14 protein-coding genes are annotated in these 15970 nt (G+C 71.9%); 4 read left to right on the top strand and 10 right to left on the bottom strand.

All coding sequences use genetic code 11. From position 1 onward, the window contains the following. The first annotated feature begins 13 nt into the window (after positions 1-13). The gene (locus BJ971_RS06315) at positions 14-952 is read left to right on the top strand and encodes an LLM class F420-dependent oxidoreductase (RefSeq protein ID WP_184990667.1); all 939 of its coding nucleotides are present in this window, start codon (positions 14-16) and stop codon (positions 950-952) included. On the opposite strand, the gene BJ971_RS06310 is transcribed toward BJ971_RS06315, so the two are convergent. The 7 genes from BJ971_RS06310 to BJ971_RS06280 all read right to left on the bottom strand — a co-directional run bounded on the left by BJ971_RS06310 (position 933) and on the right by BJ971_RS06280 (position 6794). Further along, positions 933-1973: a protein kinase family protein gene (locus tag BJ971_RS06310; protein ID WP_184990665.1), complete on the bottom strand. Its 1041-nt coding sequence runs from the start codon at positions 1971-1973 to the stop codon at positions 933-935. The two genes, BJ971_RS06315 and BJ971_RS06310, sit on opposite strands and share 20 nt — an antisense overlap. A gap of 21 nt (positions 1974-1994) precedes the next feature. After that, the gene (locus tag BJ971_RS06305) at positions 1995-2975 is read right to left on the bottom strand and encodes an AraC family transcriptional regulator (RefSeq protein ID WP_184990663.1); all 981 of its coding nucleotides are present in this window, start codon (positions 2973-2975) and stop codon (positions 1995-1997) included. A 256-nt stretch (positions 2976-3231) separates the two neighbouring features. Then, positions 3232-3600: an STAS domain-containing protein gene (locus tag BJ971_RS06300; RefSeq protein WP_184990661.1), complete on the bottom strand. Its 369-nt coding sequence runs from the start codon at positions 3598-3600 to the stop codon at positions 3232-3234. Positions 3601-3731: 131 nt separating this feature from the next. Continuing rightward, a complete protein-coding gene (locus BJ971_RS06295) occupies positions 3732-4565 on the bottom strand; it encodes a SigB/SigF/SigG family RNA polymerase sigma factor (RefSeq protein WP_184990659.1) in 834 nt (277 codons plus the stop codon). 83 nt (positions 4566-4648) lie between these two features. Further along, positions 4649-5401 (bottom strand): GAF and ANTAR domain-containing protein, encoded by a 753-nt coding sequence (locus tag BJ971_RS06290; protein ID WP_184990657.1) that lies wholly within the window; start codon positions 5399-5401, stop codon positions 4649-4651. 189 nt (positions 5402-5590) lie between these two features. Continuing rightward, positions 5591-5998 (bottom strand): STAS domain-containing protein, encoded by a 408-nt coding sequence (locus BJ971_RS06285; RefSeq protein ID WP_260414860.1) that lies wholly within the window; start codon positions 5996-5998, stop codon positions 5591-5593. Between the two features lie 85 nt (positions 5999-6083). Continuing rightward, positions 6084-6794, bottom strand: a complete 711-nt coding sequence (locus tag BJ971_RS06280) for a GAF and ANTAR domain-containing protein (protein ID WP_239087460.1) — start codon at positions 6792-6794, stop codon at positions 6084-6086. 224 nt (positions 6795-7018) lie between these two features. Between BJ971_RS06280 and BJ971_RS06275 the strand changes: the two genes are divergently transcribed. Next, positions 7019-7417: a response regulator gene (locus tag BJ971_RS06275; RefSeq protein ID WP_184990653.1), complete on the top strand. Its 399-nt coding sequence runs from the start codon at positions 7019-7021 to the stop codon at positions 7415-7417. A 76-nt stretch (positions 7418-7493) separates the two neighbouring features. After that, the gene (locus tag BJ971_RS06270; protein ID WP_184990651.1) at positions 7494-8105 is read left to right on the top strand and encodes a hypothetical protein; all 612 of its coding nucleotides are present in this window, start codon (positions 7494-7496) and stop codon (positions 8103-8105) included. Positions 8106-8157: 52 nt separating this feature from the next. Here BJ971_RS06270 and BJ971_RS06265 read toward each other — a convergent pair whose 3' ends face one another. From BJ971_RS06265 to BJ971_RS06255, 3 genes are all read right to left on the bottom strand, one after another. Beyond that, positions 8158-9972, bottom strand: a complete 1815-nt coding sequence (locus BJ971_RS06265) for a dynamin family protein (protein ID WP_184990649.1) — start codon at positions 9970-9972, stop codon at positions 8158-8160. Between the two features lie 156 nt (positions 9973-10128). Beyond that, positions 10129-11703 carry a hypothetical protein gene (locus tag BJ971_RS06260; protein ID WP_184990647.1) on the bottom strand — a complete coding sequence of 525 codons (1575 nt, stop codon included), beginning with the start codon at positions 11701-11703 and terminating at the stop codon, positions 10129-10131. Positions 11704-11830: 127 nt separating this feature from the next. Further along, complete coding sequence (locus BJ971_RS06255; protein WP_239087461.1) at positions 11831-14161, bottom strand: helix-turn-helix domain-containing protein; 2331 nt, start codon at positions 14159-14161, stop codon at positions 11831-11833. A 301-nt stretch (positions 14162-14462) separates the two neighbouring features. On the opposite strand from BJ971_RS06255, the gene BJ971_RS06250 reads away from it, so the two are divergent. Further along, a complete protein-coding gene (locus BJ971_RS06250) occupies positions 14463-15932 on the top strand; it encodes a dynamin family protein (RefSeq protein ID WP_184990642.1) in 1470 nt (489 codons plus the stop codon). The last annotated feature ends 38 nt before the right edge of the window (positions 15933-15970 follow it).

Below are 15970 nucleotides of genomic sequence, written 5' to 3'. Positions count from 1 at the left end.
TGGCGGAGGCACCGTGAGTATCCGGCTCGGCTACCAGATTCCGAACTTCACCTATCCGGGCGTCGAGGTCGGTGACCTCTTCGACACCGTCGCCGCGCAGGCCCGGGAGGCCGAGGCCGCGGGCTTCGACACCGTGCTGGTGATGGACCACTTCTATCAGCTGCCGGGCATCGGCGCGCCGGAGAACGCGATGCTCGAGGCCTACACGACGCTCGGCGCGCTCGCCGGCGCCACGTCGACGATCCAGCTGTCCACGCTGGTCACCGGCAACACGTACCGTAATCCCGCCCTGCTGGCGAAGACCGTGACCACTCTCGACGTGGTCTCGAAGGGCCGCGCCATCCTCGGGATCGGCGCCGGCTGGTTCGAGCGGGAGCACCACGACTACGGCTTCGAGTTCGGCACGTTCGGCCAGCGCTTCGAGCGGCTCGAGGAGGCGCTGACCATCATCGCGCCGATGCTGAAGGGCGAGCCGGCGACGCTCGACGGCAAGTGGTACACCGCGCGCGGCGCCATGAACAACCCGCGGCTGCGCCCGACCATCCCGATCATGCTGGGCGGCAGCGGCGAGCAGAAGACGTTCCGGCTCGCCGCCCGCTTCGCCGACCACATGAACATCATCTGCGACGTCGCGGAGCTGCCGCACAAGGTCGCCGTGCTGCGGCAGCGCTGCGAGGAGATCGGCCGCGACCCCGCCACGCTGGCGACCAGCTACCTGAGCATGGGCCTGGTCGGCGAGACGGAGCAGGAGGTGAAGGAGCTCGGCGAGCTCGTTCCCGAGGACCGCCGCAACCGGGTCTTCCTCGGCACGCCGGACCAGGTCGCCGAGCAGCTGCACGAGCGGGTGCTGGGCGCGGGGATCGACGGGATCACCATCAACCTGGTCCGCAACGGCCACCGGCCCGGCTTCGTCACCCAGGTGGGCGCCGCGCTCAGGCCGCTCGTCGGCTGAGGATCCCGCCGAGCTCATCGGCGGGGTACGGCGTGCGCTTGCTGACGTTCACGATGTCCTCGAAGAACCGTTCCGTGGCCACCGCGACGGGCGTGTGCCGCGCCACGATCCGGCCGGCGCACGCCGAGGCCTCGACGTCCCAGGGCTTGCGGGCGTGCTCGCGCAGGTAGGCCGGGCAGTCCTGCCAGGGGATCTTCAGCAGGTTGCTCACCAGCCAGACGGTCAGGTGGGTGGCCGTGTAGCAGCGGTCGTAGCTGCGGTGCCGCCGTACGAAGGCGGACTCCTCGGCGCTGAGGTCGAACCGTGCGTGCGCGGCCAGGCCGAAGTCGGCGAAGTAGAGGCGACGGCCGTCGGTCAGCAGGTTGCGGAAATGCGCGTCGAAATGCAGGAACCCCTGCGACTCCAGGAAGTCCACGCCGGCACGCAGGGCGCCGTCGACGAACGCGTACGCGGCGTCGGCGGCCTCGCCACCGTCGGCGGTGCGCGCGGTCAGCCAGGCGTCCACCGTGTACGGGATGTGCTCCATGAACAGGGCCACGTCGGCCGAGGCCGAGCCGATCGCCAGCAGCCGGGCGCGTACCTCGTCGTCGCCGTCCCAGTGGGTCACCCAGCGTTCCAGCTCGGCGTCCGGCATCGGATCCGGCCGCCGCGGCAGCACGCGCCAGTGGTACAGCAGCGGAAAGCCGTCGAAGCGATCCTCCAGCACCCAGCGGGTCGTCATGGCGTGCGCGGCGACCTCCCGCCAGGCGCCGAAACCGGTCGAGCCGATGCCGTACTGATAGAACAGCGGAAGCCGGAAGAGGTTCGCCGTCGAGCCGACGTTCTCCGGGCGTCGTTCCAGGTCGGTCAGGGGCACCCGCTTCACGAACACCGGCAGGCCGCCGACCTGGACCGTAACCGTCGTCCCGCCGATGCCCGCGGCGGACGCCGCGGCCTCGGCGAGCAGCGCCTCGACCTCGCCGTCGCGGAGCGCGGCGAGCCTTTCGGACAGTTCGGTGTGGCGCTCCACGCGGTCGGACACCCGGCAACCCTGCCACAAAGATCAGGTACGCAGGGTACGGCTGGGGCTGGTGCCGTATGCGGCGCGATAGTCGGTGCTGAACCGCCCGAGGTGGGTGAAGCCCCACCGGTTGGCGATCATCGCGACGGTGACGCCGGTGGTCGGGTCCGAGGCCTGCAGATCGCGGTGCGCCCTCTCCATGCGGACGGTGCGGGCGTACTGCGTCGGCGTGGTGTCGCGGTGGCGGCGGAACGCGAGCTGAAGCGCGCGGGGGCGTACGCCTGCCGCGGCGGCCATCTCCGCCACCGTGAGCGACCGGTCGATGTTCTCCTCGACGAAGGCCATCGCCCGGCGCAACACCTGCGACGAGACCTCTCCCGGGTGCCGCGGCCGCACGTCGTGGCCGGTGTTGGGGAACACCGCCAGCGCCGTCGACGCGAGAAGCTGGCGAGCCTGCCCGGCGATCAGCGGGTTCGACATGAGTGCGGGGTCGGACAGCACGGTGCGCGTGAGGTAGGCGACGGTGTGCACCCAGTGGCGGCCCAGCGCCGCGGAGATCGGCCGAGGGGTGTCGAAGCGCAGGTCCGCGCCGCTGATACCGGTCTGTGCGTCCGCGACCTCTTCGAGCAGCTTTCGGGGCAGCCGGACGTTCAGCGCGTCGACGTCGCCGAAGTCGACCTCCAAGGGCTGGTCCGGCAGGATCAGCACCACGTCACCCGGCCGCAACAGGTACTCGTCCTTGCCGTGTGCCGCGACGTAGTACCCGCTCATCAGGTGGGTGACGATCAGGTCCCCGGCGGGCGACGTGTCGAGCCGGGTGCGCGCCGAGTAGTGCAGCCGGTTGACCCTGACGTCGTCGAGTTGGGTGAAGACGGTGCGCAGGCCGGCTCCGCCGGGTCCCTCGCCGGCGAATCGCACGTTGACGTCGATCAGGGATCGCCGGATGAAGGCGTGCGCCTGATCGGAGTCGGTGGTGGCGAAGCGCTGCCACTGCGGGCCGGAAAAGACCGCGCCGGCGGTCATACCGACCACCTCCTCCTCGAGGATGCACCCACGCCCCGGCCCTGGGGCGGGGCCTTTGTCCACGATACGCATCGCCTTCGCGGCCGACGTAGTCCACGCGCTGATTCGCTGGCAATACGGCGCGTGCGGCCGCTATACAGGAGGTCGAAGCTGCTCAGGCGCAAGCCTGGGTGGTCCGGCGGGTGCCCGTGGTCAAGTAGTCGGCCTGGGCATCCGTGCGTTTGCGGCCGATGTGCCGCCACCGTCGCGATCGGTGTCAGCGGCCCCCGGGTATCTGCCCCTCGGCGAGGCCGAAGTGTTCGGCCAGCCCGGTGATCTGGAGAATGCGGTGCGCCATGGGGTGCGCGTCGGTGAGCCTCAACTCGCAGTCCACGAGCCGTGCATCGCTGTGGCACAGCAACAGGACCCTGATCCCGGCGGAGTCGAGGAAGCCCACGCTGAACATGTTGATCTCGATACGGCTGGGGCGGTACTTGCGCAGTACGCCGAGGACCACCTTGTGCAGCTGGCCGGCGTTGAGCGCATCGATCTCGCCGACCACGATGATGGTCTGCACGCACCGGTCATCGCCCCGGTCAAGGGTGATGAACAACGACCGCGACTCCGGTTGTTCGACATCGAGCACGCGTTCGTCGCACATTAGGTGCCTCCAGCGCAGTGGTGGAACTACCCCTCACTGCTGAAGGCTCTTGGCGAGACTAGCCGCCGCCCCGCGCCCCGGTCATCACCCGGTAGAGCGACGAGCCGCGGCCCGGATTACCCCAGCACCATCACGGCGGGAGCCCTTTCGGACCGGCCCTCCCAGGACGCCAGGCGCCGGCGCAGCTTGGCCAGGCTCAACGCGAGCAGCCGGGAGGCGTGCATCGGCGAGACCCCGATCCGTTCGGCGATCTGCGCCAGCGTGTGATTGCCGTAGAAGCGCAGCGAGACGACGCGCTGTTCGCGTTCGGTGAGCGTCGCCATGGCCGGGCCGAGGTCGATTCCCAGCTCCGCGAGCGCGTAGCCGTGCTCCGGCACGCCGAGCGTGTCGACGAGCTCGCACGATCCGTCGGGCCCCACCGGGGTCGACAGGGACCACGCCCGGTAGGCGCGGGATCCCTCGAGCCCCTCGATGATCTCCTCGTCCGAGACCCTCAGGTGCGCCGCGAGGTCGGCCACCGTCGGCGTGCGGCCGTGCCGCGCCTGCCACAGGCTGTTCGCCTCGCTGATCGCCAGCCACAGCTCCTGAATCCGGCGCGGCACCCGGACGGTCCAGGTTCGATCCCGGAAGTGGCGGCGGATCTCGCCCAGGATGGTCGGCACCGCGTAGGCGGCGAAGTCGCCGCCGCTGGCGGGATCGAACCGGTCGACGGCCTTGATCAGGCCGATGGCGGCGGTCTGCTGGAGATCGTCGAAGGGCTCGCCGCGGCCGGCATAGCGGCGGGCGAGGCGGTCCGCCATGGGAGTCCAGGCCTCGATGGACCGGCGGCGAAGATCCGGCCGGGCCGGATCGGCGACCGGCAACGCCGCGAAGGCGACGACCAGCCCGACGGCGTGTTCGTCCCGGCTGGTCGCGGCGACGGCCGACGTCTGCGCCGATGCTGTGCGCATGTGGTCCTCTCGGTACGCGAGCGCCCGCGATCAGGGCGCCGGAGCTCGGCGCTCTGTTTGACCGATGCACCCGACCCTAACGGCTATTCGTCCTGCCCGGTCGCCTTGGCGACAAGTGCCGCGGCGACTTCGCGGAGCTTGCGATTCGTGTCCTGGGAGATGCTGGTCAAGATCGAGAAGGCCTCGTCGGCCGTGCACCGGCGCTCGCCCATGATGATGCCCTTGGCCTGCTCGATGACGGCCCGGTTCTCCATCGCCCTGCGCAGATGTTCGGCGAGGCTGGAGGAGGAGTCGTAGAGGTGCGCGTTGGCCAGCGCGACGGCGGCATAACCGGCGAACGTCTGAGCGAGGGCGACGCTTTCACCCTCGAAGGCGCTGGGCGTACCGCTGTAGACGGTGAGCGCTCCGCTGTATGAGTCGTGCATGGGCAGGCCCACCGACAGCGCGGCGCGCACCCCGGCCGCGGTGGCGTGTGCGGCCCACTCGGCCCAGCGAGGATCCGCGGCCACGTCGGCGATGACCACGGGCAGCTCGCCGGCGGCCGCGTCGACGGACGGTCCCACGCGCCGCTCGTGCTGCCATTCCTCGAGACGCCGGGCATGATCGCCGGTGGCGACCGTACGCGAGACGAATTCACTGATAATGGTGACCGCCGCCGCGTCGGCGCCGGGCAGGCTTCGCCGGGCGAGGTCTGCCACCCGCGCGAAAACGCCGTTCAAATCGGTTTCGCTGAATTTGATCTGGCCGATCTCCGCGAAGGTGCAGAGGGACTCCACCGGCTGGTCCGTCAACGTCAGTTTCCCTGCAGCGGGCGCATGGTCTCGACAGACGACCATGCGGTACGGGTGGCTTACTGCCCGAGAGTGGTGGACACTCACGGACCTGCGCCGCTGCTTGACGCTGGTACACCAGCCGATGATTCCGACGGCCGGCCGCAGGACCGCCATGCTACTCGGCGGCGAACAGCCGGGTCCGCTCCGGATCGGACTCACGTGTGGACACGCGGCAGGCGCATCCGCACATGATCAATCGTCCATTCGCAGAATACCGTTCAGCCCGGTGAGGTCGAGAACCTGCGCCGCCACCCCGTGCACGCCGCGAACCGAGAATGCGCCGCGGGCGTGCGCGGCCTGAAGGTGCGCGGTGGCGAGAACATTCGCGCCGTCCGCGCCGAAGAAGTCGACTCCGCGCAGGTCACAACAGATGCGCGGCGTGACTCGGATCGCCGCGGTCAGGGCGGCGGACAACGTAGGCGCGGTATCGGCGTCGATGTCGCCGGCGACCTCGACCACGAGGATCGGACCACGCCGAACCCGCCGGATCCGCAGTGCCCGCGGCGAGAGTCCGGCACTCCCATGAGGGCGTGAATGCCCTCGAGTGGTATGCGGAGAACCTTCATCCGCACACGACGACCGCACTCGCGAATACGGCATCCACCCACCTCTGTCAAAAGGGTTCGGCGGGCACAGTGGCTTGACCCATGTCCAGCATACGGAGGCCGGGACGGTCAGGCCAGCGCTACGGGCCGTGCTGAATCGTCTGCGCGACCAGGGCGGCGGCGACGTCGCGGAGCTTTCGGTTGGTGTCCTGCGACAGCCGGCTCAGGATCCGGAACGCCTCGTCGGGACCGCACCGCCGGTCCGCCATGACGATGCCCTTGGCCTGTTCGATGATCGCCCGGTGCACCATGGCGTCCTGTAGCTGCCGTGCCAGCGTCGCCGCCGTGTCGTAGACGTGCGCGTTGGCGAGCGCGACCGCCACGGAACCGGAGAACGTCGTCGCCAGCACGACCGCCGCGCAGTCGAACACGTCGGGCTTCCTGGCGTAGAGGTTCAGCGCCCCGGTGACGTTGTCGTGCACCGGCAGGCCGATCGAGAGCGAGCTGTGAATCCCCGCCTTGAGCGCCTGCCGGATGTAGATCGGCCAGCGCTCCTCGAGGGTCAGGTCGGGCACCGAGAGGGTCGCGGTGGTCGCCGCGGCCTCCAGGCAGGGGCCACCACCCTCGTACTGCCGTTCGTCAAGGCTCGGCGCGAGGTTCCCGGTGAACGCCGCGGCGTGCGCGTTCCGGCCTCGGATCAAGGACACCGACGCCTCGTCGGCGCCGGCGACGGCACACTTGGACAGCTCGGCGACCTTGTGCAGGACGCCGTCGAGGTCGGTGTCGCTGAGATTGATCAGAGTGAGTTGCGCGAACGCACTCATCGGGTCGAAGGGCTGCTGTGCTTCCACGAGGGACCCCTTGAACGGGAGACAGACCCGCACCGCTCCTGACGCCGACCGGCCGATGCTGGCGGGGACTTTCAGCCTAGGCCCGGGGCAAAAGCATCCGTCGGCGCGGGCCGGGTGTGACGCCACTCACCCCCGTCCGGGTACCCGGTCCGGCGATCTGCTCAAGAAGGCATCGCGGCGGCCGATTGGATCCGGTTGCTCACCCCCCTTCGAAAGGCGTCTGAATGCTGGCTCTGGTGGTCGACGACTCGAGCACGATGCGCCACATCTTGCAGCGCATCGTGGGCGGGCTAGGTTTCGCCTCGTACGAGGCCGGCAACGGGCGGGAGGCTCTCGACCTGCTGTTGGAGATCCCCACGGTGCCGGACGTGGCGCTCATCGACTGGAACATGCCGGTGATGGACGGCCTCGAGCTGATCCGCCACGTCCGCAAGATTCCGCCGCTGCGGGACATGTGCATGATGATGGTGACGACCGAGGCCGAACACAGCCAGATGGTGCGCGCGCTGGCGGCCGGTGCACACGAGTACGTGCTCAAGCCGTTCACACCGGAGATCATCCGGCAGAAGCTGGCCTATCTCGGTCTGGTCGCGCCCGAGAAGCCGGTAGCGGCCCGGGTGTGACGCGCCGGATCGGTTAGGGGGCGATCAGGGGATGTCCCCCTGCCGGTACCCCTGAGCCTGTTCCTACAGTAGTGACATGGCAGCGGCGCGATCCCTTCACGAGATCATCGCGGGGTTGACCGGCGGCGCCGGGACCTCGGGCGACCTCGCCGCCGCGCTGGACGCCGGCGGGCACCCGGACCTACCGGAGGAGCTGCTCGCCGAGGCCGTGGTCAGCTACGCCGGCACCGCGCCGGCCGAGGTCGCGGAGCATCTCGCCCCGTTCGTCATGGCACACGGCCCGATCGCCGAGGACGACGCCGGCGCGGGCGATATCGGTCAGCTCCCCGATCTTCTCGCCACCGCCCCCGCGGGCGGGTTCGGCGACGACCCGGACCTGACGGCGGAGCTTGATCCGCCGATCGAGGCCGGCGACGGGGCGGGCGACGCCCTCGACGACGTGGACGCGGAGCCCGGCTGGGAGCCGCTGGACATGGCGTTCGGCCACGGACACGGGGCCGCGCCGTTCGACGACGCCACAGACGGCGCCCGGGACGACGCCGCGATCGTCGAGGCCGAGCCGACCGGGCACGCCGATTCGCACCATCTGCCGATGCACGAGGAACTGCCGTCGCCGGCCGACGAGCTGTGGGCGACGCACACGCTGCCGGACGAGACCCCGGAGATCGACGACCTCGACGACGAGTAAGGCCGGGTCACAGACCCGGCCACGCTCGTAAGGAACACCCCATCCGGCGGGATCAGCTGACGATCGCCGCCGCGTGTTCCCGCAGCTGCCGCAGGCGGTCCAGCTCGGCGTTCAGATCACGCAGCCGGCTCTCGCGCTCGGCCGTGCTGCGCTTGGCCGCCTCCGACGCGGCCGACAGCGCCTTGGCGTTGGACTGGGCAAGCTCCTCGGCCAGGCCGCTGTAGTGGTCGCGGAGCTGACGCTGGATCCGGCGCAGGGTGTCCCGGGAATCCTTGGTCATCACGAAGGTGACCTCGTCGCAGTAGCGGCGGATCGCGTTCCGGGCCTGATTCTGCCGATTCGTGCGTTGCCGCTTCTTCTCCTCGCGCAGGCCCTTGCGGCCCATCACCAGGCCGATCCCGACGCCGATCGGGCCGAGGGCGATGCCGGCCAGCGTGCCGAGCATGGTGAACATCAGCGCGCCGCCGTAGGCGCTCTTGAGCGCCACCATCGCCTGCTTGCCGACCTTCATCTTGTCCAGCTCGATCTTGTGGTCGACCTGGGCGGTGCCGGCCAGCGGCACCGGGTTGGCGATCGCGACCTGGCGCAGGATCTGGCCCGCGGCCTCCTGGAAATGCGTGCCCACCTGGTCGCTGAGCGCGATCGCCCGGTCCCGGAGCATCATGTAGTTGGCCAGCAGCTCGTGCGAGACCCGGGCCTGTAGCCACCGCTCGGTCTCGTCCCAGGTGTCGGCCGGGTCGTTCTCCTCGATCTCGGCGTCCGCCTCCTCCACCAGCCGGCGGATCCGGCCGCGCAGGTCGTGGTCGATGTCGGAGCTAAGATCGGCGATTCCGTCGCTGAGGGTCTGCTGCCACTTCGCCGCGGCCGCCTTGAGCGCCTCCACGCGCTTCTTCAGCCCGGCGAGGTCGTCCATCACCCGGGCCGCGGCGGCCGGGTCCGCCAGCGCGGCCCGCTCGGCCTCGAACTGGCTCTCGATCTGCTCGCAGATGCCGACCACCGACGCGCCCGCCTGCGCGGCGGCCCGGGAGGCCGCTCCGCCGGACACCCGCTGGGAGACGAACTTGACCAGGTCCGGGAAGCCGGACTCGACGTTGAGTTCCTTGTCGCCGCCGGCGACGGCGCGCAGCCGGAGGTCGGACGAGACCGGAATGATCGGCAGATCTCCCGCGCCGCGCAGGTGTCCGGCGTTGAGGTCACGGATCTTGCGCCAGTACGGATAGAAGTCGGTCTTGGTGAGCACGCACACCGCCGTCGAGCACACCTCGCGGGCCTGGCGCAGGAACTCCAGCTCACTGCGGGTGAGCTCCTGGGCCGCGTCGGTGACGAACAGCAGCGCGTCGGCCATGGAAGCCGCGGTCAGGCTGGCGGCCGAGTGCACCGAGCCGAGGCCGCCGACGCCGGGTGTGTCGACGATGACCAGGCCGCTGGAGAGCAGCTGGCGGGGCAGGCGGACCTCCACGCCGGTGACGCCGTCGACCGCGCCGCCGGCATCCTTCTCCAGGACGTACTCCCGCACCCGGTCGACGGGCACCGACTCGCGCCGGGGCGGCACCTCGTCGAGGAGCACCTGGGCGGAGGGTTCCTTGCCGTAGCGGACGTAGGTCGGCAGCGCGGTGGCGACGTCGTCGTTCACCGGGCAGACCTTGGTGCCGACCAGCGCGTTCACCAGCGAGCTCTTGCCCTGCTTGAACTCGCCGACGACGACGATGTGCACCACCGGGTCGGCCAGGGTCGCGCGGACGGCGGCCAGCCGGCCGGCGAGATCCGCACGCTCATACGCCTCGCAGGCGCGCAGCGCGAGGTCGACGACCTCGGTGGCCCGGCGCAGCGTGCCGCCGGCGTCAGGTGGTGCCGTATTCGCGGTCATCGTCGATCCTCCCGGTCACGGTACGTTACGGCGAACCGGAGTCGGCCCGGCCGGCGGGCGGGCGCGAGCGGGGCGTGACAGGTCCGCCACCTGCCACGCCCCGCTGTTCCCATTCGCCACGGCCCGACATCCGCCGGTCTGAGCACGATCCGATGATCAGGAGTCGAGGCTCGGGTCCGACTCGGTGCTGTCCTCGGCCTTGAGGACCGGCGCGACGTCGTTGAACGAGTCGTCGTTGTTGAACGAGTCCTCGTTGTTGAACGAGTCGTCCGTGGACTGGTCGTTGAAGGAGTCGTTCGTCGACTTGTCGTTGAACGAGTCGTTCGTCGACTGGTCGTTGAACGAGTCCTGCGTCGTGTCCGCGTCGCCGCCGGAGGCCAGCGACGAGTCCTCGACCTCGGAGTCGGTGACGGCCTGCTGGCTGCCCCCGCCGAAGTTGATGTTGATCGGACCGACCTCGCCGCCGCTGCCGCCGCTCGCGTTGCCGCCGACCCCGGCGCCGCCGCTCGCGTTGCCGCCGACCGCGGTGCCGCCGGCGCCGCCCGCGCCGCCGTCGCCGCCCGCGCCCTGGCCGAAGCCCGAGCCACTGCCGCGGAGCCCGACGCCGACCCCGGCACCGACCCCGGCACCGACCGCGCCGTCGCCGCCGCTTCCGCCACCGGCCTGCGCGTCGCCGCCGATGCCCCCGGAGCCACCGGTGCCACTGGCGTTGCCGCCGGCGCCGCCCCTGGTGTCGATGTCGAACTGGGCGGCCTGGTTGTCGTCGCCGACGACGGCCTTGTCCACGTCGTCGCCGACGATGCCGAAGTTGTCGCCCTGGAGCACCTTCTCGGCGTCGCCGCCGGCCTGCACGCCGGAGTTGATGCCGGTGTTGGTGGCCCCGGTGATGTCGCGACCCGCGGTCACCGCGTTGTCTCCGGTGTTGCCGACCACGTCGCCGAACTCCGAGGTGCCGAGGAACGAGCCGTCCCCGGTCGAGCCGAGCACGTCGCCCTCGCCGGTGCCGACCACGGCGCCGTCGCCCGCGGTGACCTTGTCGCCCTCGACGACCTCCACCGACGAGTTGTCGCCGGTCGCGGCGGTCGCGTCGTCCCCCGCCGCCACCGAGCCGCCGGTCGCGGCGACCTGGTCCCCGTCGCCCTGCTGCGCAACGGCGCCGTCGCCGGTGGCCGCGTTGACGTCGCCGTCGCCGGTGCCGGCCACGTTGCCGTCGCCGGTCTGGTTGACGTTCTCCGAGTCGATGTCGATGTCGCCGAGGACGGCGCCGTCGACGTCGACGTCCACCGAGTTGTCGATGTCGGTGCTGTTGTCGGTCGAGTTGTCGATGAAGTTCCGCGAGTTGTCGACGAAGTTCTGGGTGGTGAAGGTCTGCGCGACCTGGGTGACCTGCTGCACCGTCTGCGCGGCCGGGGCCGAGGCCGCCGCGGCTCCGCCGCCACCGCCGCCACCGCCGTGGTAGCCACCGCCGCCGCCGCCGCTGTAGGAACCGCCACCGTAGGAGCTTCCGCCGCTGTAGCCGCTCGCCGATCCGTCCTGGCTGCCGTAGGCGGCGTCCGAGACGATCTGGTTGATGTCGACCGCGTTGAGCGTCTCGGCGTCGATGTCGTTGGCGGCGAAGGCGCCGCCCGGGTCGGCGAGGAACTTCGCGGTCTCGGCGTCGCTGCTGAACACCTTGTTGAACAGCGCCTTGATGTTCTCGATGATGAGCGGGGTAACTTCGACTGCGGCCATGACTTTCTCTCCTGTTTTCAGGCCCGCCCCGGTGGTCGGACATGTGAAGCGTGCCGGTTGTAACCCCTGCCGGGCATCGGGGCTATCCCCCTTCCGGGCGCTGGGGGTTAGGGGGTGCCCCGGCCCGTCAGGCCTCCTCCGGCAGGTGGCTGCGCAGCGCGGCGATCATCTCGGCCCGGTTCGCGGCGCCGAGCTTGACGCGGATCCGGGCCACGTGGTGCTCCACCGTCTTCGGTGACAGGTAGAGCTGCGATCCGATCTCGCGGTGCGTGCGGCCCGCCAGCACCAGCCGGGCCACCTCCACCTCCCGGTCGGACAGGCCGCCCCGCCCCGCGTCCTGCGGCGACTCGTCCACCGCCGGCTCCGTGCGGGACAGCTCCCGCGCCCGCTCCAGCAGCCGGCGCGCGGCCGCCGGGTCGCCGGTGCGGATCGCGGCCTGCCCGAGCAGCCGGGACGACTCCCACGGCAGATCGACCGCGACGAGGGCGGCGGCGTCCGCCAGCACGTCGTCGGGGCGTACCTCGCCGGCGAGCGCGGAGGCCCACCGGACGGCGGCGGCGCACTGTGCCTGCTGCCGGGCGCCGGAGGGTTCCAGGTCGGCGAGCCGGCTCGCGGCGTCGGCCGCGCCCGGCTGGTCCTCGCCGACGACGGCGATCTGCAACCGGATCCATCCGAGCGACACCGCCCAGGCGTCCGGCCGGCCGAGCCGGTCGACGATCGCGCCCAGGTCGTCGAGGATCGGCGTGATCCGCACGTGCCGGCGCAGCCGGGCGGCGGCCACCAGCAGCTCCTCGACCATCTCGAGCTGGAGCAGGTCTACCGCGCGCCGCGCGAGCACCGGCTCGGCGAGCTCCCACGCCGCACGAAGCTGGGCGATGTCGCCGCGGCGGCGCGCGATGCCGGCGGTGAGGCAGGCGAACGCCAGGCGGTCGCGGCCCGGCAGCGGCACGCCGGTCAGGCGCTGGATCTCGGCGAGCGCGGTGTCGTACCGGCCGGCCCGCAGCCGCGCCCAGGCCAGCAGCAGCCGGTGCCGGTTCTGGGCGGCGGGCCCGCCGGCGTGTGCGTGCAGCGCCCGCTCCAGCAGATGCTCGGCGGTCGGTGTGTCGCCGGCGGTCACCGCGACCAGCGCGCCGAGCGCGTGCGGAAGGTCGGGAAGCGTGACCGCGGGCGGCACCTGCTCGTAGGCCTCGGCCGCCTCGATCAGCAGCGGCAGGGCGGCCGCGGGGCTGCCGATCTCCAGCGCCGCCCCGGCGAGACGGCGCAGCGGCAGCGGCGCCGGGCCGGTGGCCGCGGCGCGCGCCGCCTCCGGCCGGCCCGTGGCCATCAGCGCCGCGACGGCCAGGACCGGGCCGGGGGGACCCGTGCTCAGCAGCGCCTCGGCCGCCCGGCCGGCCCGGCCGTCGTGTGCCGCGGCGGCGCCGGCGACCATCGCGAGCCGGGCCGCGTCGGACTCCGACGCCGTCGCCACGTCCAGGTCGACGGGCAGGCCGAGCAGGGTGGCCGCCTCGGCCCGGCCGGCGGCCACGACCGCGGGCTCGGCGCCGGCGTTGAGCGCCTCGTCGTACCAGGACACCGCCCGCTCGGGCGCGGCGAAGCGCAGCCGGTCGGCGGCGCGCCGGTAGACGTCGGCCGCCGCGGGGGTACGCGCGCGGGCCGCGCGCAGCTGCTCCGCCGCGCGGACCGGGTCGGCGCCCGTGGACAGCAGGGCCGTCGCCACCGTGTCGTGCAGCCGGCGCCGCTCCGGCGGCGACAGGTCGGCGAGCACCGCGCGGGCGACCGCCGGGATCATCCGTTCGCCGTCGGGCGTCAGCAGCCCCTGGTCGCGCAGCGCGCGCGTCGCCGCCGCCGCCCGCGCCGGCTCCAGCCGGGCCGCCGCGCAGACCACGTCGTCGTCGAGGTCCAGCCCGAGCGCCAGGATCGTGGCCAGCTCCGCCGTGTCACGACCGGGCCCGGCGAGCCGGCGTTGCAGCCGGGCGACCAGCGCGGGCGGCGTGCCGTCCGGTTCGGCCGCCACCGCCTCGGCCACGGCGGCCAGGCCGGCCGAGGCGGCGTGCACGGCGGCCAGGTGCTCCGGCGCCGGCGGCCGGCCGATCGCGGCGGCGACCAGCGCGGCGAGGGCGCCGGGGTCGAGCGGGCCGAGGTGTTCGACCTTGCCGACGGCGGCGACCGCCTCGTCCAGATCGGCCAGCTCCGGGGTGTCGATCGTGGGGCGGCGGGCGATCGCCATCGGCGTGCCGGAGCGGGCGGCGGCGGCCAGCGCCCGCAGCGCGTCCGGCGGCAGCCGGTGTGCGTCGTCGACGATGACCATCGCGTCGTTCCCGCGGGCGCGGGCCAGCAGCGTCTCCAGGTCACCGACCGTGGTGAAGACGACGGGCACCACCGGACGGCAGGCGGCCGCGGCGATCTCGCCGAGCCTGCGGGTCCGCCCGGAGCCGTCGACCCCCACCACGACAGTCACCCGTGACTTCCCCTCTCGCCGGCGCCGAACTGGCAGCTTACGGCTGGTGGCGGCGGCGGTCGCACAGCCCGTCGCCGCCTGAGACGAGCGTCTACCGTTCGCCGGGCTCGCGGCAGGAAGCTGTCGGAAAGCCGAAAGGGACACAGACCGTTCGGCCGAGCGATAGCAGACCGCCCGGCGCCTTGCTCCGGGTGCCCGCGCTCCGAGAGGCTTGTTCCCGGGTGGCATGCTCAGTGCGTCTGCCAGGGCGGACGACGGTCGGTGTGCGGGAAGTGACGGAGCGCCAGCGGAGGAAAACGGCATGAGCCTGATCGACCGTACGCGGGCGGTGCTCAGCCAGGCCGTCGACGTGTACCGCGGCACGCCGTACGAGCGGCGGCTCGCCGCCGTGCTCCACCGCCTCGACGAGCCGCTCCGGGTGGCCGTCGCCGGCCGGATCAAGGCCGGAAAGTCGACTCTGCTCAACGCCCTGGTCGGCGAGCGGCTGGCGCCGACCGACGCGGGCGAGTGCACCCGCATCGTCACCTGGTATCAGGACGGGCACACCTATCAGGTGACGGCCCAGCCCTATCAGGGTCCGCCGCGGCAGCTCCGGTTCAGCCGCGAGGACGGCGCCATCGAGATAGACCTGGGCGACCTCGGCGTGGACGACGTGGCGCAGCTACAGGTGAGCTGGCCGTCGCAGGCGTTGCGGACCGTGACATTGATCGACACTCCGGGTATCGGATCACTGTCCGAAAAGACCTCGCTGCGCTCCTGGGACCTGCTCGTGCCCGACGAGGAGGAGACGCCCGCCGACGCCGTCATCTACCTGATGCGTCACCTGCACAACAACGACGTCGAGTTCCTGCGGGCCTTCCACGACGTCGAGGTGTCCCGGCCCAATCCGGTGAACGCCATCGGGGTGCTGTCCCGCGCCGACGAGATCGCGGTCGGCCGGCTCGACGCGATGGCGTCGGCGCGCCGGATCGCGGGCCGGCTGAGCACGAGCGCGAGCGTACGGCGGCTGGTGCAGTCCGTCGTGCCGGTCGCGGGCCTGCTCGCCGAGACCGCGACGACCCTCACCGAGGTGGAGTTCGCCCGGTTGCGCCGGATCTCGGAGCTGCCGGTCGCCCAGGCCGAGCAGCTGCTGCTCTCCGCCGACCGGTTCGTGCAGAGCATGCCGGAGCTGGGCATGACCTCGATCGAGCGTGAGGAGCTGCTGGGCCGCTTCGGCCTGTTCGGACTGCGGCTGTCCGCGGCCCTGCTGCGGCACGGCACCTGCGGCACCGCGACGGAGCTGGCCCGGGAGCTGGCCGAGCGCAGCGGCCTCGGGCAGCTGCGTGAGGTGCTCGGCTCGCTCTTCTTCGAGCGCCGGGACGTGCTCAAGTCCAGGTCCGCGCTGCTCGCCCTGGCCGAGGTCACGCGCGTCAGCCCCCGGCCGGGCAGCGAGAAGATCGCCGGCGCGGTGGAGGAGATCATCGCCTCGGCGCACCCGTTCAACGAGCTACGGGTGCTCTCGGGGCTGCGCTCCGGATGGGTGACCGGCAAGCCCGACGTGATCGCCGAGCTGGAGCAGCTCATCGGCGGCGCCGGCGCCGGCGTGCACCAGCGGCTGCGGCTGCCGCCGGACGCCTCCGGCGCGGAGGTGGACGCGGCGGCGGACGCGGCGCTCGCCCGCTGGCAGCGCCGGGCCGAGAATCCCCTGACCTCCGCGGAGATGGCGGTCGCCGCCCGGGTGGCCGTCCGATCCTGCGAGGGCATGATCACAGAACGGCGGCGGCTTCGATGAGCTTCCGGTCAGTACCGTGTGAGGCGCGACGGTTCCGC

This window comes from Amorphoplanes digitatis (genome assembly GCF_014205335.1).
Taxonomy (GTDB): Bacteria; Actinomycetota; Actinomycetes; order Mycobacteriales; family Micromonosporaceae; genus Actinoplanes; species Actinoplanes digitatus.
This window is presented reverse-complemented; position numbering and strand designations above follow the sequence as displayed.

Bases quoted from the DNA above. Each gene is read 5' to 3' on its own strand.
- BJ971_RS06290 (WP_184990657.1), bottom strand. From the start codon at position 5,401: ATGGTCGTCTGTCGAGACCATGCGCCCGCTGCAGGGAAACTGACGTTG.
- BJ971_RS06305 (WP_184990663.1), bottom strand. From the start codon at position 2,975: ATGACCGCCGGCGCGGTCTTTTCCGGCCCGCAGTGGCAGCGCTTCGCC.
- BJ971_RS06270 (WP_184990651.1), top strand. From the start codon at position 7,494: ATGGCAGCGGCGCGATCCCTTCACGAGATCATCGCGGGGTTGACCGGC.
- BJ971_RS06260 (WP_184990647.1), bottom strand. From the start codon at position 11,703: ATGGCCGCAGTCGAAGTTACCCCGCTCATCATCGAGAACATCAAGGCG.
- BJ971_RS06265 (WP_184990649.1), bottom strand. From the start codon at position 9,972: ATGACCGCGAATACGGCACCACCTGACGCCGGCGGCACGCTGCGCCGG.
- BJ971_RS06295 (WP_184990659.1), bottom strand. From the start codon at position 4,565: ATGCGCACAGCATCGGCGCAGACGTCGGCCGTCGCCGCGACCAGCCGG.
- BJ971_RS06275 (WP_184990653.1), top strand. From the start codon at position 7,019: ATGCTGGCTCTGGTGGTCGACGACTCGAGCACGATGCGCCACATCTTG.
- BJ971_RS06285 (WP_260414860.1), bottom strand. From the start codon at position 5,998: ATGCCGTATTCGCGAGTGCGGTCGTCGTGTGCGGATGAAGGTTCTCCG.
- BJ971_RS06250 (WP_184990642.1), top strand. From the start codon at position 14,463: ATGAGCCTGATCGACCGTACGCGGGCGGTGCTCAGCCAGGCCGTCGAC.